Origin of the sequence: Campylobacter gastrosuis (assembly GCF_030249845.1) — a bacterium.
Lineage (GTDB): Bacteria > Campylobacterota > Campylobacteria > Campylobacterales > Campylobacteraceae > Campylobacter_A > Campylobacter_A gastrosuis.
The window spans coordinates 172,488-190,183 of record NZ_JANURM010000002.1; the positions used below are offsets into that span (position 1 = coordinate 172,488).

The window sequence follows — 17,696 nt, forward strand, 5'->3', positions numbered from 1 at the left end:
GTTTTTAAAATTTCAAGGTAATTTAATGTTTATAAAGGGCTTTTTCTCAAACGCCAGTGGTATTTTAGTTTCTCGTGTTTTAGGGCTTTTACGTGATATTTTAACGGCACTCGTGCTTGGTGCTGGGATTTTTAGCGACCTGTTTTTTATCGCCTTTAAAATGCCAAATTTATTTAGGCGAATCTTTGGCGAGGGTGCATTTTCACAGGCTTTTTTACCAAATTTTACAAAAGCAGTCAAAAAATCGCTTTTTAGCGGTGAAATTTTCTTAAAATTTCTGCTATTTATCGGTATTTTAACGCTTCTAGTAAATCTTTTTACTGAGCAGTTTATCGCTATAATTGCAACTGGATTAAGCGAGGCTGACACCAAAAATGCCGTCCCGCTTGTAAGGATAAATTTTTACTACCTAGCCCTAATTTACGCCGTTACATTTTTAGGCACTTTGCTTCAATACAAAGGGCATTTTGCCACGACTGCGTTTTCAACGGCACTTTTAAATTTATCTATGATTTTTTCACTTTTTTTAGCAAATGGGCTAAGCCAAAAAGAGGTGGCGACATATCTTAGCTACGGCGTCGTAATCGGCGGTGTTTTACAGCTTTTAACGCACTTTGTGGCACTAAAAGCAAAAGGGCTAAATCCGCTATTTTTTGGTGGAATTTTTAGCTATTTAAAGGGTAAAAAAACTAGCACAAAGGGCTTTTTTGTAAATTTTTACCACGGGATTTTAGGCTCGTCAGCTATGCAAATTAGCGCGTTTTTAGACACGTGGCTAGCTAGCTTTTTAGCAAGTGGTAGCATTAGTTATATGTTTTATGCAAACCGAATTTTTCAGCTCCCACTCGCCATTTTTGCAATCGCCCTAAGCCAAGCTTTGTTTCCAAAAATCACACGCCTTTTAAAAAACGGCGATGAAAAAAACGCCCTACTTCAAACCAAAAACGCCTTTATGATTTTGTTTTTTGCGCTTTTAGCTTCAAGCGTTGGTGGCGTGATTTTATCTGAGCCTATCATTTGGTTACTTTTTGAGCGTGGCAATTTTACTCACGCTGATACCATAGAGTGTGCTAAGGTGCTATGCGCCTATCTTGTGGGGCTTACCCCTTTTGGACTTGCTAAGCTCTTTTCGCTTTGGATTTATGCAAGATTAAAGCAGAAGTTAGCAGCTAAAATTTCAGCCATTTGCCTTGTTTTTAATTTAGTCTTAGCACTCATTTTTATGCAGTTTTGGGGTGCTGTGGGACTTGCTTTGGCTAGTTCATTTGGCGGATTTTTACAGCTTTTTTTATACGTTAAAGAGTTTGGATATGCGAAATTTTTAGCTATAATCCAGATAAAATTTATACTTTTAACTGCCATTTTGATAACGGCAGAGATTTTTTTACTTACATTTTTAAAGGGAATTTTTTATGCAAATTTATGATAGCGTTAAGAAACAAAAGGTTGATTTTAAGCCACAAAATGAGGTGGTTAGAATTTATCTTTGTGGGCCAACGGTTTATGATGACGCGCACCTTGGACACGCAAAAAGCGCCGTGAGTTTTGATATGTTAAGGCGAGTTTTAATCGCACTCGGACATAAGGTAAAATTTGTAAGAAACTACACCGACATTGATGATAAAATTTTAAAGAAAATGAGCGAGAGTAGCAAGAGTTTAGAGGAGATTACAAATTTTTACATTGATAGCTTTGAGGCCGATATGAAGGCTTTAAACGTGCTTGACCCTGATGTAAAGCCAAGAGCGACAGAGTGCGTGGGGCAGATGATAGATTACATAAATGAGCTTATTAAAAAAGACTACGCTTACAGGCTTGATGATGGCATATATTTTAACACCAAAAAAGACACAAAATACCTAAGCATAAGTGGCAGAGAGTGCGATGACACAATGGCTAGGGTTGATAGCAACGAGAGCAAAAAAGATCAAAAAGACTTCGTGCTTTGGAAATTTGATGAAAATTTCTACGACGCACCTTTTGGTAAGGGCAGACCCGGCTGGCACACTGAGTGCGTTGCGATGATAAAAGAACATTTATCAAACGACACGGAATTTGAGATAGATATCCACGCTGGTGGGTCTGACCTGCTCTTCCCGCACCACGAAAACGAAGCAGCGCAGTGTCGCTGCCACTCTGGCAAGGAGCTAAGCAAATACTGGCTACACAACGGCTTTATACAGATAAATAACGAAAAGATGAGCAAGAGCTTAAACAACAGCTTTTTTGTTAAAGACGCACTTAAAGATTATCAAGGCGAGGTGCTTAGATTTTATCTATTAAGTAGCCATTACAGGGCGAATTTTAACTACTCAATTGATGATTTAAACGCCTCAAAAAAACGCCTTGATAAAATTTACCGCCTTAAAAAGCGCGTTTATGACACAAAACTTGGCGAAGTTAGCGCTGATTTTAAAAGTGAAATTTTAGATGCTCTAAGCGATGATTTAAACACATCAAAGGCACTTGCTGTGGTTGATGAGTTTGTAAATTTAGCAAACGAAGGACTTGATAAAAATCCAAAAGATAAAGCCCTAAAAACCACGATAGTTGCAAATTTAGCCTTTTTAGAGCAAATTTTTGGTATCGCCACGCTTGATAGCTTTGAGTATTTTCAGTTTGGCGTAAGCGATGAGTTAAAAGCAAAAATAAACGAGCTAATCTTAAAGCGAAACGAGGCAAAAAAAGAGCGAAATTTCGCCCTAGCAGATGAGATTAGAGAGCAGATAAATGCCCTAAATATCAACATAATGGACACACCAAGTGGCACACTTTGGGAGAAAGTATGAAGTTAAAAGACGTTTTAAAGCGATTTACACCCTATTTTAAGGATTATATACCCCAGTTTGTTCTAGCCTTTATCGGTATGATTTTAGCCAGTGGTGGCTCGGCAGTTTCAGCGTGGCTTGTTGAGCCAGTGCTAAATAAAATTTTCGTTGAAAAAAACGAAACCCTGCTTTACATTCTGCCTTACGCCATAATCGCTGTCTATTTTTTTAAAAATTTAGGCACATTTATGCAGGCTTATTTTACCGCTTTTATCGGTCAGGACACGATTAGGCGGTTTCGTGATAAGATGCTAAGAAATATGCTAAGCCTTGATATTAGCTTTTTTAACACCTACCGAACGGGCGAGCTTTTAAGCAGGACAATAAACGACATTGAGCGAATTAGAGCCATTGTTTCAAGTATGATACCTGAATTTTTGCGTGAGCTTATCACGATTTTTGCCCTGCTTTTTGTGGTGATTTATCAAAGTCCAACCCTTGCCTTTTTTGCACTTTTTGTCCTGCCACTAGCACTCTATCCTATCTCTCGCCTTGCAAAAAAGATGAAAAAAATCTCAAAAAAATCGCAAGAGAAAATTTCAGATATCAGCTCGGCATTAAATGAAATTTTTACAAATATTGAGATTATAAAGGCAAACAACGCCCAAAACTACGAGCAAAGCAAGTTTGAAAGCGAAAATGAAAAATTTCTAAATATAAACCTAAAATCAACAAAAATTGAACAGCTAGTCAGCCCAATGATGGAGCTAATTGGCTCAATTGGCGTGGCTGTCGTTATCATCATCGGCGGTCAGGACGTGATTGACGGCAAACTTAGCATAGGTGCCTTCTTTTCGTTCTTAACGGCACTTTTTATGCTTTACACGCCGATTAAAAGGATTGTGGGAATTTATAACAAAATGCAAGATGCAATCGCTGCTAGCGAGCGGACTTTTGAGCTACTTGATAAGAGAGCCAGTGTTAAAAACGGCGAAATTTTAATGCCAAAACACATAAATGAGATTGAGTTTAAAAATGTCCGTTTAAGCTACGATGGCACAAACGAGGTCTTAAAAGGCGTAAATTTAAAGGCAAAAACATCAGAAATGATAGCACTTGTCGGTTCAAGTGGCGGCGGTAAAACCTCGCTAATTAATCTTTTAATGCGGTTTTATGACGTTACTAGCGGTAAAATTTCAATAAATGGTATCAATTTAAAGGATATTGAGATTAGCTCACTTCGCGATAAAATCGGACTTGTTACACAGCGCGTTTATATCTTTAACGACACGATAGCAAACAACGTAGCTTACGGGCGAGAATTTGATGAAAACGAGGTCATAAACGCCCTAAAAATGGCAAATGCTTACAAATTTGTAAGCAAATTAGAACACGGCATTTACTCCACGCTTGATGAGTTTGGCACAAATTTATCTGGCGGTCAAAGGCAAAGAGTGGCAATCGCAAGGGCAATGTATAAAAATCCAGAAATTTTAATCTTTGATGAGGCAACTTCTGCACTTGATAACGAGAGCGAAAGAGAGATAACAAACGCCATAAATAAACTCCGCCACACAAAGATAATCTTTGTCATCGCTCACCGCCTAAGCACCGTGCAAAACGCCGATAAAATCGCAGTTATCGCTGGTGGAGAAGTGGTTGGATTTGATAGCGATGAGGTTTTAAGCAAGAGTTGTGAAATTTATGCAAAACTCAAAGGCAAAGCTTTAATTTAAGGCGAATTTTGATAAAATCAGCCCCATTTTAAGGATTATTTATGAGTTATGAAAATTTAAAGAAGCTGTTTTTTAAACTTGACCCAGAGAACGCTCACAAAATCGCCGAGTATTCGCTAAGGTTTGCAAACGCCATTTATCCGGGAATTTTTAGCTTTGTAGCAAATAAATTCGTGGTTGATGATTTGAGCTTAAAACAGAATATTTTTAATAAAACTTATCATAATCCAATCGGCATTGGTGGCGGATTTGATAAAAACGCAACGATGATGGCTGGACTTAGTGCTCTTGGCTTTGGCTACCTTGAATACGGCACCTTTACTCCAAAACCACAAAGTGGCAACGCAAAACCGCGACTATTTCGGCTAATTGATGAAAAAAGCATACAAAATGCAATGGGTTTTAACAACGAAGGCGCTGTAAAAATCAAAGACAGAGTTAGCAAAATTTATCCAAACGCCCTGCCACTTTGGGCAAATATCGGCAAAAACAAGCTCACGCCAAACGAAAACGCCCTAAGCGATTATGAAATTTTAGTGCGTGAGTTTGACGGACTTTGCGACGCCTTTGTGATAAATTTAAGCTCGCCAAACACCCCAAATTTAAGGGCTTTGCAAGAAGTTAGCTTCATAAATGAGCTGTTTTTAAGCCTAAAAAATCTAACAAAAACGCCAATTATCCTAAAAATTTCGCCAGATTTAGCACACGAAAAGGCGATAGAAATTTGCCAAAGTGCCGTTAAAAGCGGAGCTAGTGGCATAATCATCTCAAACACGAGCATTGATTATTCGCTATCAAAATCAAGCAATTTGCAAAATTTTGGCGGACTTAGTGGCGAAGTTATAAAGCAAAAATCGCGTGAAATTTTTAAAGCCGTAGCCGATGAGCTTTTTGGTAAAACGATACTCATCGCTTGTGGCGGTATCAGCGATGCAAAAGAGGCTTATGAGCGGATAAAAATGGGGGCAAATTTGGTGCAAATTTTTACCGCCTTTATCTATGAAGGCTATGGGATTTGCAAAAATTTAAACGATGAGATTATAAAACTTTTAAAGGCTGACGGATTTAGCCACATAAGCGAAGCTGTCGGCGTAAATGTAGGGGCAAAAATTGATAAAACCAAACAAAACTAAACTAAAAAACGGACTTGAAATTTACCACATACCGCTAAATCGTGGCTCAAAGGTCATTAGCGTTGATATCTTTTACAAAGTCGGCTCACGCAACGAACAAATGGGCAAAAGCGGTATCGCTCATATGCTTGAACACCTAAATTTTAAATCCACAAAAAACCTAAAAGCTGGGGAGTTTGATGAGATAGTAAAGGGCTTTGGAGGCGTAAATAACGCCTCAACTGGCTTTGATTACACGCACTATTTTATCAAGTGTTCAAGCGAAAATTTAGCCAAAAGCTTGGAGCTTTTTGCCGAATTAATGGCAAATTTAAACCTAAAAGACAAGGAATTTCAGCCAGAACGAGATGTCGTAGCAGAAGAGCGAAGGTGGCGGACGGATAATAATCCGCTTGGATACCTTTACTACCGACTTTACAACCACGCATTTATCTACCACCCATACCACTGGACACCAATCGGATTTACAAACGACATAAAAAACTGGACGATTGATGATATCAGGGAATTTCACGCCACTTACTATCAGCCAAAAAATGCGATTTTGTTAATCAGTGGCGATATTGATAAAAAAAGTGCGTTTGAACTCTCTAAAAGTGCCTTTGAAAACATAAAAAACAGCCGTGAAATTCCAAAGGTTCATTGTATTGAGCCAAAGCAAGACGGCGAGAAAAGAGCGGTTTTATACAGAGATAGCGAGGTTGAGATGTTAGCTATCGCATTTAAAATTCCAAGCTTTAACCACGCTGAGCAGATCGGATTAAACGCCATTAGCGAGTATCTTTCAAGTGGCAAAAGCTCGGTTTTGCAAAAAATTTTGGTTGAAGAAAAACAGCTTGTAAATCAAATTTATGCCTATGCTATGAGTAGCATTGATGAGAATTTATTTATCTTTTTAGCCGTTTGCAATCCAGGCGTAAAAGCCGAAGTAATTGAAGCTGAAATTTTAAAAATTATAGATGATTTAAAGCAAAAAACGATAGATAATGATGAAATTTTACGCACAAAAAACATAATAAAAAGCGACTTCATTTACTCATTTGACAGCGCTTCAAAGGTTGCAAATTTATATGGTAGCTACCTTGCTCGTGGCGATATTTTGCCACTTTACGAGCTAGAAAATAGAATTGAAAATATAGATGAAAATATGATTAAAGAGATTGCAAATAAATATTTTATAAACAAAACAAAAACAACAATAATTCTACGAAAGGATGAGCAGTGAAAAAAGAGATTATCGGTGCGATGACAGCACTAATTACTCCGTTTAAAAACGGCAAAATAGACCAAGAGAGCTACGCAAAGCTGATAAAAAGGCAGATAAAAAACGGCATTGACGCTGTTGTGCCAGTAGGCACGACTGGCGAGAGTGCGACGCTAACGCACGAAGAACATAAAATTTGCATACAAATCGCCGTAGATACGTGTAAAGGCACGGCTACAAAGGTTCTAGCTGGTGCTGGCTCAAACGCCACTCACGAAGCCATTGAATTTGCACAATTCGCCCAAAATCAGGGTGCTGACGGCATTTTATCAATCACGCCGTATTATAACAAACCAATGCAAGAAGGGCTTTATGAACATTACAAAGCCATTGCAAATAGCGTTGATCTGCCTGTAATGCTTTATAATGTCCCGGGCAGAACGGGCTGTGATATGCTCCCAGCCACGATTTTTAGGCTATTTAACGACTGCCCTAATATTTATGGCGTAAAAGAGGCGACTGGTAGCATTGATAGGTGCGTTGATTTACTCGCTCACGAGCCAAATTTAGTCGTGGTTAGCGGAGAGGACGCTATAAACTACCCTATCCTTTCAAATGGTGGCAAGGGCGTAATTTCGGTAACTTCAAATATCCTGCCAGATAAAATTTCAGAGCTAACCCACCTAGCACTTGATGAGAGATACATTGAAGCAAAAGCGATAAACGACAAACTTTATAGCATTAATAAAATAATGTTTTGCGAAAGCAACCCAATACCGATAAAAGCGGCAATGTTTATTGCTGGGCTAACCCCAGTGCTTGAATACAGACTGCCTTTAACACCGCCAAGTAGCGAGAATTTAAAGAAAATTGAAGCAGTGATGAAAACTTACGATATAAAAGGATTTTAATGGATTTTACAAACGAATTTAAAGGCAAAACGCTAGTTATCAGCGGTGGCACACGTGGAATTGGTCGTGCCATCGTTTTAGAATTTGCTAAGCTTGGCGTTAATATAGCATTTACTTTTAACTCAAACGAGGAGTTAGCACTAAGTCAAGCCAAAGAGCTTGAAGCAAAATACGGCATAAAAGCCCGTGCCTACGCCCTAAATATACTTGAACCTGAAACTTACAAAGAGCTATTTTTAAAGATTGATGAGGATTTTGACAGGGTTGATTTTTTCATCTCAAACGCCATTATTTCAGGTCGTGCCGTGGCTGGTGGCTACACAAAATTTATGAAGCTAAAACCACGTGGCATTAACAATATATTTACCGCAACCGTTAATGCCTTCGTCGTTGGCTCACAAGAAGCAGCCAAACGTATGCAAAAGGTCGGCGGTGGCTCAATCATCTCGCTTAGCTCAACTGGCAACTTGGTCTATATTGAAAACTACTCAGGTCACGGCACGGCAAAAGCGGCTGTTGAAGCTATGGCAAGATACGCTGCCACCGAGCTTGGAGAGCATAATATCAGGGTAAATGTCGTAAGCGGTGGTCCAATTGAAACCGACGCTTTAAGGGCATTTACAAATTACGAAGAGGTCAAAGCCGTAACATCAAAGCTAAGTCCGCTAAATCGTATGGGAGAGCCGACTGATTTAAGTGGTGCTTGTGTATTTTTATGCTCATCAAAGGCAAGTTGGGTAACCGGACACACGTTTATAATTGACGGCGGCACGACATTTAAGTAAAATTTTACATATTATTTAAAAGAGAAAACGATGAATTTACCAAACGCCCTAGCCTGTTTTAGGATTTTACTAGCACCGCTTATGTTTTATCTGCTCTTAAATGCGCACGAAAATTTCGCACAAATCCACATAAGCTGGATAAATTACTTCGCTGGACTTGTCTTTGTTATCGCTAGTGTTACTGATTTTTTTGACGGCTACATCGCTAGGCTTTGGGATCAAAAGACCAAGCTTGGCGCCGTGCTTGACCCACTAGCTGATAAAATGCTAACACTCGGGGCGTTTTTGGGGCTTATGATGATAGGCAGGGCAAATCCTTGGGCTATTTACCTTATATTAATACGTGAATTTTTCATAACTGGATTTCGCGTTGTTATCGCTAGCGAAGGGTTAAACGTCGCTGCCTCAATGGCTGGTAAGGTAAAAACAGTCTTTCAAATGATAGCCATTGGCTTTCTTACAATGCAGTGGTGGGGAGCTGAAATTTTACTCTGGATTGCCGTATTTCTCACACTTTACTCAGGATTTGAGTATATTTTTGCATACATTAAGTCAATTAAGAAAAAATAATCTACCCTTTTAATTTTTTTTAATAAAATATAATATAAAATTAATACATCTAAAATTTTTATAAAATCAAAAGGGGGAGATTATGAAAATTTTTAAATCCAAAAATTTTCAACATTTCTTAATTGGGCTTTGTATGGCGCTTTTGCCAGCACTTGGCTTTGTATTTTTTAAAATTCAAAGCACATCAAACGAGCTAGTCATAGCAGGAGATAAGCAACTAGCCTCGTATAAACTAGCAGATGAGCTTAGGCAAAGCTCTGATGACTTAACTAGGCTTGTCCGCACCTTTGTTGCGACATTAGGGAGCGATAAAAGCTACGAGAAGCAATACAACGCCGTTTTAGCCATACGAAATGGCAAGCTAGCAAGACCTGAGAACTATGAGCGTGTTTATTGGGACTTTGTTGCAGGTGGGAATTTAAAGCCACGCCCAGATACAAGCGAGAAAATTTCGCTAAAAGAGCTGATGAAAAAAGAGGGTTTTACAGATGATGAGTTTAAAAAACTCTCAGAAGCCGAAGGTCGCTCAAATACTCTTGTGGGGCTTGAAGTTAAGGCATTTGAGATAATAAAAAGCCTAAATGAAAACCCATATATCAACAAAGATGACACGCTAAAAAAGGCATTAGAGCTTGTAAATGGCAAGGAGTATCACACCCAAAAGGCGATGATTATGCAGCCACTTGATGAGTTTTTTGTGCTGGTTGAGGAGCGGACAAAACTGGACGTTAAGAGCCTAAAATCAAAGCTTGATAGCCTTGAAAATTTATTCATTGTCCTGCTTGTCGCTACGATTTTTGCTATCGGACTTTTATATTATGTAAATGCAAATGTCCTAAAAGCGGTGCTTGGCGGCAAGGCTAGCGAGCTTGAAGGCACCATAAAAGAACTATCAAACGGCAACCTAGCCGTGCAAATAAACGCAGAAAAACAGAGTGCTTTGGGGCTTTTAAACGTGGTCGCTAGCAATTTAAAAACGCTAATTAGCGAGATAAAACAGCTTTCAAGCGAAAACTCATCAACCGCTTACGAGCTAAGCTAAACATCGCTAAACACCGGCAAAAACGTGGAATTTTCATCACAAATCGCAAACGAAACGACACACAAGGCAAACGCCATAAAATCGCAAATTGAGTTATCTATCGCACAGGCAAAGGACGGCAAGGACGATATGCAAGCCGCAAGAAGTGGCATAGATGACGCAAATCACGCAATCACCGAGCTAAGTAGCAAGATAGAAAAGAGCGTGCAAACAGAATTGGAGCTTTCAGATAAAATTTCAAACCTAAGCAAGGACGCCGAGCAGGTAAAATCAGTCCTAGTCGTAATACACGACATAGCCGACCAAACAAATCTACTAGCCCTAAATGCCGCCATTGAAGCAGCCCGTGCTGGTGAGCACGGCAGGGGATTTGCGGTCGTAGCTGATGAAGTTAGACAGTTAGCCGAGCGGACACAAAAGAGCCTAACCGAGATAAACGCCACAATAAACGTAATAGTCGCTGCCATAAATCAGTCAAGTGAGCAAATGAGCGTAAATTCCGAGCAGATAAAAGAGCTAACAATCGTAGCACAAAATGTCAAAGACAAGATCACAACGCTTGGCGAAAGTATGCAAAAAGCGATACTTTTATCAGATCAAAACGTAAATGACTACATAAAAACCAGCCAAAGCGTAGGCGAAATTTTAGACGCAATGGGGCAAATTGATAAAATTTCATCGCAAAATACAAAGGGCGTTGAAGAGATAGCTGCCGCTGCTGAGCACCTAAGCAAAATGACTGAAATGCTAAATGAAAAACTAGGCAAATTTAAGGTCTAAATCCACAAATGGCTTAATCCTACAAATATGGATTAAGCCAAAAATTTTTATTTATACTACAAATTTTAATGCTACTTAAATAAACCAAAAGACAGCATAAGCACGAAGTGACTTCACAAACAAGACAATAACTATCAGCAGGGCTTTAAAAACTCACGCCTCTATAAAGCACGTAGGCAGCACAAAAAACGGAGTGAGTAGGACTTTGCCTATTGACGGCATCGCTCTTAACACACTTGCAAGAATGGTTAAGCGTATCACAACAGCAAAAGAAACTGGCTTACAAGAGAGCTACAAGCTTTACACAAGGGAAACCGATAGTGAGCTAAAAGGGATTTATGGCTTTATTATGAAAGGTTATTACGAGTGGTTAAGGTTTAAGGATTTAAGAGATTGTCCGCTCACTAGACTTGATTTAAGCACAGCAAACGCAAGGTGGCGTAGGGTAAAAAAGGAGCTTAATCTAAACAAAGATTACACGCTTTACACGCTAAGGCACACATTAGCGACACGGCTGGTTACACTTCGTAAATTTTCAGCCCATAAGCTAATGAGCTATCTAGGACACACAAGTATCCAAACGAGCCTAAAATACGTGCATCTTAATGTTGATGACATTAGAGATGGCTATGGGGTTGGCATTAACTAGGTTGTTTTAGAAAGGTTATTTAAAGGCTAAAAGGCGACAGATAGACTATTAGTAGTTTGTTGTTTTTTTGTGGTGTAAAATGTGGGTTAGGTGATTAATAGATAATAGAGCCACTTAGCAGAGCCTACAATCAACGAAGCCATTAAGGCAATAAAGATAGCCTTAACAAGCTATCATTTATATATGAGCCTATTAGGTGGCTTTATGAGCCTCTTTGTTTGCTAGGTTGTTGTTGTGGATTATTAGCGACAGACAGAGTTGGCAGTGAAGTTAGAGCCACTAAGCTTTACTGGTGTTTAAGACTGGATTGGGCGACAGACAGCGTGTTAGTTGCTTGGGATTTGAGTATGGTTATTAGCAATAAGAGTTGGCTAAGTGTGGTTAATGTGTTGGTTGAATTTTAATCAAAACTTGGTTGCGGGAGATAGATTTGAACTACCGACCTTCGGGTTATGAGCCCGACGAGCTACCACTGCTCTATCCCGCGATACGAAAGTGAATTTTAAAAAAGAAGTGGATGGGGTAAGAGGATTCGAACCTCTGAATGTCAGGACCAAAACCTGATGCCTTACCGCTTGGCGATACCCCAGCCTTAAAAATGAGTTGTAATTATATTATTTTTTTTATGTTTTGTCAATAGTTTTTTAAAAATTTTGGGCAAAACGCCCAAAATTTATCTAATAACAAGTCCGTGCATAACGCCACCACGATTTACCCACGCCAAAGTCTTTTTGCCATTAAGCCTTTTAAGCACCGCTACAAAGCTATTTACATCTTTAATAACATCATCTCCGATTTGCATTACGATATCGCCACGCTCAAAGCCAAATTCAGCTGCCTTTGAGCCCTGCTTAACATCGCTTACCATTACGCCAGAGATATCCGGATTTATCTTGTATTTTCGCCTAATCTCATCGTTTAAATTTGTAATACTAAGCCCGTCAATACCAGCGTCATCTTTTAAATTTTTACTATCAACACTCATATTTGTAAGCTTGATTTTTACACTACTAACCTTACCACCACGCTCAAAAGTTACATTTATTTGGCTATTTGGCGAGAGTGAGCCGATGAAATTTTTAAGGTCGTTTGCATTTTTTATCGGCTTATCATCAACAGCAATAACCAAATCCCCGCGCTTTAATCCAGCTTTATCAGCAGGGAAATCCTTCTCCACGCTGCTTATTAAAGCACCTTCTTTATTTTGATATAGCTCTTTTTGCTGTTCGTTTAAATTTGCAATCATCACGCCGATATAACCACGCTCTATTTTGCCATCGCTTATTAGTTTTTTAGCGATATCTTTTACCATACTTGCAGGTATTGCAAAGCCAATCCCACTGCTATCGCCACCACGTGAGAGTATGGCTGAGTTAATGCCGACTAACGCACCTCTGCTATCTACCAAAGCACCGCCTGAGTTGCCCGGATTTATTGAGGCGTCAGTTTGTATAAAATTTTCATATTGATTTAGTCCGATGTTGTTTTTATTTAACGCCGAAACTATCCCACGAGTGATACTGCTACCAACGCCAAAAGGGTTGCCAATGGCAAAGACCACGTCGCCTTCAAGTAGCTTTGATGAGTCTGCTATCGCTATGGCACTTAGCCCTTGTGCTTCTATTTTAATTACGGCTAAATCGGTCTTTGGGTCAGCTCCGATTAGCTTTGCTTTATACTCTTTTTCGCTATTTGGCAGGGTTACGATGATTTGTTCGCTATCTTCAATGACGTGGTTGTTTGTTACGATATAGCCATTTTGCGAGATTATCACGCCAGACCCAAGCGATGTGCTTTTTTGTCTCTCTTGTGGCACGCCAAAGTTAAAACCAAAAAATTCCTTAAAAAACGGGTCGTTAAACATCTGCTCAATGCCGTTTGTTACGCCACTTGTCTGCTTTGTCGTTGAGATATTTACCACTGATTGCTTTGCTTTTGCGATTGAGTTGTGATATGAAAGCACCACGTTGTCTTTATTTTCAAACGGCGAAACACGCACGATATCTTGCGGTGCGTCATTGAAATTTATGCTATCTGCCAATAAAAACGTAGCACTTATGATTGAAATAAGCGTCAATTTTTTCATTCTCTATCCTTAAAAAGTAAAATTTTTGAAATTATAAAGCCTAGTTTATAATGAAAATTTAATAATTTTATTTTGTATGGTAAATTTCTAAGAAATTCTTGCCAAACTTGACTTGCTAAGACTAAACTTTTATGATACAATAACGCCTAATTATAAAAAATAAAAGGATAGAAATTGAGTGAGAGTTTATACGAAACGCTGGGCGTTTCAAAGAGTGCTTCGGCTGATGAGATAAAAAAAGCTTACAGGAGATTAGCTAGAAAATACCATCCAGACATAAATAAAGAACCCGGTGCTGAGGAGAAATTTAAAGAGATAAATGCCGCTTATGAAATTTTAAACGATGAGAACAAGCGAAAGCAATACGACACTTACGGCGATTCAATGTTTGGCGGACAAAATTTTCAGGATTTTGCGCGAAGCTCAGCAAATATGGGCGACTTAAACGAAATTTTAAGAAACATTTTTTCTGGCGGTTTTAGTGGCAGTGGCTTTGGCGGTGCGAAATTTTCAAGCGGTTTTGGCTTTAATGGCGAGGATTTTGGCTTTGGCGGAGTTAGCAATGACACGACAGCAAAGATAAAAATCCCATTTGAAGTAGCCGTAACTGGTGGCGAACACCGCATAAATTACGGCGGCGATACGCTAAAAATCAAAATTCCAGCAGGCATTAACGAAGGTGAGCGACTTCGCATTAAGGGCAAAGGCAAAAGCCCAAACGGCGACCTTATTTTGCAAGTTAGCATTGATGAAAGCAGTGAGTATGAAAGGGACGGCGACGACCTTATAAAAGAGGTGCAAATCCCGCTAAAAACTATGCTTTTTGGCGGTAAATTTGAGGTTAGGACGCTTAAAAAGGACGTTACGATAAAGATAGCACAAAACACAAAAACAGGTGCAAAAATCCGCCTAAAAGGCTATGGGGTGCAAAACAGAAAGAGTGGAATTTTTGGCGATTTATATCTAAATGTGCGTGTAAAACTGCCAGATATAAATGAACTTGACGACGATGTCGTTAAAATTTTAAAAGAAAAACTACCGGAGTAAAAAATGCAAAACTACGATGAGCCACTATATCTAATCAGCGTCGTTGCAAAGGTGCTTAGCATACATCCGCAAACCCTGCGTCAATACGAGCGAGAGGGGCTTTTAGAGCCATCTCGCACAGAGGGCAAAATGCGACTTTATTCACAACGTGATGTTGATAGAGTTAAGATGATTTTAAGGCTAACAAGGGATTTAGGCGTAAATTTAGCCGGCGTTGATGTGATTTTAAAGCTAAAAACGCAGATTGATGAGTTTGAAAGCACGATAAATGAGCTAAAAACCCAGCTAAACAAACAAGGCACAATCCCCTCAAAAAAGGCACTTGTAAAGCACAAAAGCAAATTTGACATAATCTTTTACGAGGATAAGAAATAATGGATCATTTTTTGATTGCATTTTTATTAACAATCTTTTTAAGTATCATTTTAAATGTATTATTTAAAAGATTTGGCATACCAACAATAATCGGCTACATCGTAACTGGCGTGGTCATCACCTACGCTTTTGACTTTAAAAGTAGCGAGCATTTAGCCGAAGTAGCGGAGTTTGGCATCGTTTTTTTAATGTTTACTATTGGGCTTGAATTTAGCTTTAAGCACCTGATGAGTATGAAAAAAGAGGTCTTTTTAAACGGCAGTTTGCAGGTTTTTGTCAGCGGACTTTTACTTGCTGTTTTTGTGTTTTATCTCTTAAATTTAACCGAGCAAGACGCCATAATCGTGGGCCTAGCCCTCTCGCTCTCATCAACAGCAATTGTGCTTAAAATCCTAAACGACACGAAAGAGATATCGCAAATTTACGGCAGAAAAGCACTTGGAATTTTGCTATTTCAAGATATCGCCGTAATCCCAATCCTAATTATGATTGATATTTTTAGCTCAAAGCAAAGCTCACTGACTGAGCTTTTAACTCACACATTTTTAGGTGCGGTAGGACTCATCGTGCTTATGTATTTTTTAGGTAAATACATAATTAACTGGCTATTTTACAAGGTCGCTAAGACAAATTCACAAGAAATTTTCATTGCTACGATTTTATTTTTAGTCGTTGGCTCAGGCACGTTAGCTCACGAGTTTGGCTTTTCGTTCTCGCTTGGGGCGTTTTTAGCCGGTATGATGATGGCTGAAACTGAATACAAACACCAAATAGAATCCGACCTAATACCTTTTAGAGATCTGCTTTTAGGGCTGTTTTTTATCAGTATCGGTATGCAAATAAACCTAAACCTAATCGCTCAAAATTTCTTGATGATTTTAGCCATTGTGGCTGGTTCTATGGCTGTTAAAATCGTTGTGATTTTTGCGATTTTAAAGTCGTATTTAAGCATTAGAGTTTCGTTTAAGACGGCTGTAACGATATGTCAAGTCGGCGAGTTTGCCCTAGCGGTCTTTGGACTTATGGTCGCTCGTGGTATGTTAGAGGCTAGTATCGCTCAAATTTTAATCGCTTCAAGCGTGATTTCAATGTTTCTAACGCCATTTATCCTTAAAAATTTAAATCAAATCGCTGATTTATTTGAAAAAGAGGTGGATATTGAGCCAGAAGAGAGCATAAAACCGCAAAAACTACGCGATCATATCGTGGTTTTTGGCTACGGCGCGCTAGGTCAAGAGGTGGTTTTACGCCTAAAAGAGAGCGGACTTGTTTATATCGCACTTGAAAGCGATATAAATTTAGTAGAGCTAGGCAGGAGTCGTGCTGAAAATGTCTTTTTAGGCAGCGTCTTTCAAAAAACGACCTTTGATAACGCCTGCATAAGCGACGCAGCCGCCGTAATCGTAACGATCTCAAACGAGCAAAAACTTGAAATCATCGTAAAAAACATAAAAAGCTACGCAAATAATATTCAAACAATCATCAAAGTAAGTGGCGATGAGCGGTGGTCGCTATTTGATGAGCTGGGCGAGAATTTTCACTTCGTAAAAGAAGAGGCAGCACTAGCAAAGCTACTGGTGCACGAGTCGCTTCAATGCAAGATTGATAAAAATCTAGGTAAAATTTATAGGTAGTTTGGTTTTAGGGATTTACCCTAAAACCTGCTTTTATTTTTAGCTTATATTTTTTAGATTAAAAATACTCCAAAAACACAATAGCAGCGGCAAATCCAGCGTCGTGAGATATACTTAGGTTTGCGTTTTTTATCTTGAAATTTTGCATAATTTTACCTGAAAAGCTTAAAATTGGAGCGTTTTTTGCATTTTTTGAAATTTTAATATCCAAAAACCCACACTCAACGCCAATGCCAACGCCAAGTGCCTTGCTAGCTGCCTCTTTTGCAGCCCAAAACCCAGCCAAGCTCTCATCGCTTTTAGCCAAAATAATCTCATCATCACTTAAAAAGCGTTTTAAAAAATTCTCTCCAAAACGCTCTTTAAGCCTAGAAATTCGTGAGATTGCGACAATATCAATGCCTATCATTGCACCACAAAATCGGTAAAATAAATATTTTTGATATATCCGTCGCTTAAAACTTCATTTATCGTGCCTACAATCTCATCTTTTAACTTATCCTTGCCCTTTGCCGTGCTAACCTCTTCAAAGGTTTTTGACGAGAGTGTGCGGATAATAATATCCCTTAAAAGTGCCTTTTTCTTATCAAGCTCAGGTGTTAGCGTTTCGGCGCTTTGCTCTAAATCTATCTTTGTTTTTAAGAAGCGTGAGCCGTTTTCGCTTAGCAAATTTACGATAAACTGATCAAGTGGATAAATTGGACCCATATTCATAAAGTCGCTACTTCGTTTGCCCGGTTGCCTATTTTGTGGTGCTGGGGCTTGTGTGGTTTGCTGTTGTTGCGTATTTGCAGCCATTTGAGCATTTTCATCATCGCCAGAAAGTAAGAACACAATAAGCCCACCAACAACCAGTAAAAGCACGAAAACAACGCCAATTACTGCGATAATCAGCCCCTTACCGCCCTTTTTTTCTTTGATCTCTTTTACTTCATCTGCCATTTTTTCTCCTTAAATTTTCATAATTATACACAAA

The 17,696-nt window shown here is 39.0% G+C and carries 15 protein-coding genes, 2 tRNA genes and 3 pseudogenes; 15 read left to right on the forward strand and 5 right to left on the reverse strand.

The genetic code is table 11. The annotated features are described in order from the left end of the window. Positions 1-25: 25 nt before the first annotated feature. The 12 genes and pseudogenes from murJ (at position 26) to NYG85_RS02860 (ending at position 11,578) form a co-directional block, all read left to right on the forward strand. Entirely contained in the window at positions 26-1,426 is a 1,401-nt protein-coding gene (gene murJ, locus NYG85_RS02810; RefSeq protein WP_284936961.1) for a murein biosynthesis integral membrane protein MurJ, read from the forward strand. After that, on the forward strand, positions 1,413-2,789 hold the full coding sequence (gene cysS / locus NYG85_RS02815; RefSeq protein ID WP_284936962.1) for a cysteine--tRNA ligase: 1,377 nt from the start codon (positions 1,413-1,415) through the stop codon (positions 2,787-2,789). Before murJ ends, cysS begins: the two co-directional genes overlap by 14 nt. Then, positions 2,786-3,646, forward strand: a pseudogene (locus tag NYG85_RS12110) (ABC transporter permease); the annotation flags it as partial. The gene cysS and the pseudogene NYG85_RS12110, both read left to right, overlap by 4 nt. Positions 3,647-3,874: 228 nt before the next feature. Next, positions 3,875-4,298: pseudogene (locus NYG85_RS12115) on the forward strand (ATP-binding cassette domain-containing protein); the annotation flags it as partial. A 247-nt stretch (positions 4,299-4,545) separates the two neighbouring features. Beyond that, positions 4,546-5,637: a quinone-dependent dihydroorotate dehydrogenase gene (locus NYG85_RS02825; RefSeq protein ID WP_284936964.1), complete on the forward strand. Its 1,092-nt coding sequence runs from the start codon at positions 4,546-4,548 to the stop codon at positions 5,635-5,637. Then, positions 5,615-6,862: a M16 family metallopeptidase gene (locus NYG85_RS02830; protein ID WP_284936965.1), complete on the forward strand. Its 1,248-nt coding sequence runs from the start codon at positions 5,615-5,617 to the stop codon at positions 6,860-6,862. The genes NYG85_RS02825 and NYG85_RS02830 overlap by 23 nt, the downstream gene beginning before the upstream one ends. Positions 6,863-6,882: 20 nt before the next feature. Further along, positions 6,883-7,752, forward strand: a complete 870-nt coding sequence (dapA, locus tag NYG85_RS02835) for a 4-hydroxy-tetrahydrodipicolinate synthase (RefSeq protein WP_284937140.1) — start codon at positions 6,883-6,885, stop codon at positions 7,750-7,752. After that, positions 7,752-8,537: an enoyl-ACP reductase gene (locus NYG85_RS02840; protein ID WP_284936966.1), complete on the forward strand. Its 786-nt coding sequence runs from the start codon at positions 7,752-7,754 to the stop codon at positions 8,535-8,537. The genes dapA and NYG85_RS02840 overlap by 1 nt, the downstream gene beginning before the upstream one ends. A gap of 30 nt (positions 8,538-8,567) precedes the next feature. After that, positions 8,568-9,107, forward strand: a complete 540-nt coding sequence (gene pgsA / locus NYG85_RS02845) for a CDP-diacylglycerol--glycerol-3-phosphate 3-phosphatidyltransferase (RefSeq protein ID WP_284936967.1) — start codon at positions 8,568-8,570, stop codon at positions 9,105-9,107. A gap of 82 nt (positions 9,108-9,189) precedes the next feature. After that, the gene (locus tag NYG85_RS02850; RefSeq protein WP_284936968.1) at positions 9,190-10,149 is read left to right on the forward strand and encodes a methyl-accepting chemotaxis protein; all 960 of its coding nucleotides are present in this window, start codon (positions 9,190-9,192) and stop codon (positions 10,147-10,149) included. Between the two features lie 282 nt (positions 10,150-10,431). After that, positions 10,432-10,929, forward strand: a pseudogene (locus NYG85_RS02855) (methyl-accepting chemotaxis protein); the annotation flags it as partial. A 133-nt stretch (positions 10,930-11,062) separates the two neighbouring features. Further along, positions 11,063-11,578: a tyrosine-type recombinase/integrase gene (locus NYG85_RS02860; RefSeq protein ID WP_349252795.1), complete on the forward strand. Its 516-nt coding sequence runs from the start codon at positions 11,063-11,065 to the stop codon at positions 11,576-11,578. Positions 11,579-11,990: 412 nt separating this feature from the next. Here the strand turns inward: NYG85_RS02860 and NYG85_RS02865 are convergent. From NYG85_RS02865 to NYG85_RS02875, 3 genes are all read right to left on the reverse strand, one after another. Beyond that, positions 11,991-12,065, reverse strand: a tRNA-Met gene (locus NYG85_RS02865). Between the two features lie 27 nt (positions 12,066-12,092). After that, positions 12,093-12,167, reverse strand: a tRNA-Gln gene (locus tag NYG85_RS02870). An 84-nt stretch (positions 12,168-12,251) separates the two neighbouring features. Continuing rightward, positions 12,252-13,664: a Do family serine endopeptidase gene (locus tag NYG85_RS02875; protein ID WP_284936970.1), complete on the reverse strand. Its 1,413-nt coding sequence runs from the start codon at positions 13,662-13,664 to the stop codon at positions 12,252-12,254. Positions 13,665-13,838: 174 nt separating this feature from the next. On the opposite strand from NYG85_RS02875, the gene NYG85_RS02880 reads away from it, so the two are divergent. From NYG85_RS02880 to NYG85_RS02890, 3 genes are read left to right on the forward strand one after another with little or no spacing between them, the layout of a single operon-like run. Then, positions 13,839-14,711 carry a DnaJ C-terminal domain-containing protein gene (locus tag NYG85_RS02880; protein ID WP_284936971.1) on the forward strand — a complete coding sequence of 291 codons (873 nt, stop codon included), beginning with the start codon at positions 13,839-13,841 and terminating at the stop codon, positions 14,709-14,711. Positions 14,712-14,714: 3 nt separating this feature from the next. Beyond that, positions 14,715-15,086, forward strand: a complete 372-nt coding sequence (locus NYG85_RS02885) for a heat shock protein transcriptional repressor HspR (RefSeq protein ID WP_284936972.1) — start codon at positions 14,715-14,717, stop codon at positions 15,084-15,086. After that, complete coding sequence (locus tag NYG85_RS02890) at positions 15,086-16,720, forward strand: cation:proton antiporter (protein ID WP_284936973.1); 1,635 nt, start codon at positions 15,086-15,088, stop codon at positions 16,718-16,720. Before NYG85_RS02885 ends, NYG85_RS02890 begins: the two co-directional genes overlap by 1 nt. Before the next feature lie 58 nt (positions 16,721-16,778). Here the strand turns inward: NYG85_RS02890 and acpS are convergent, their stop codons facing one another. Both acpS and fliL read right to left on the reverse strand, forming a co-directional pair. Further along, complete coding sequence (gene acpS, locus NYG85_RS02895; RefSeq protein WP_284936974.1) at positions 16,779-17,129, reverse strand: holo-ACP synthase; 351 nt, start codon at positions 17,127-17,129, stop codon at positions 16,779-16,781. Next, entirely contained in the window at positions 17,126-17,662 is a 537-nt protein-coding gene (gene fliL / locus NYG85_RS02900) for a flagellar basal body-associated protein FliL (protein WP_284936975.1), read from the reverse strand. The genes acpS and fliL overlap by 4 nt, the downstream gene beginning before the upstream one ends. Between the last annotated feature and the right edge of the window lie 34 nt (positions 17,663-17,696).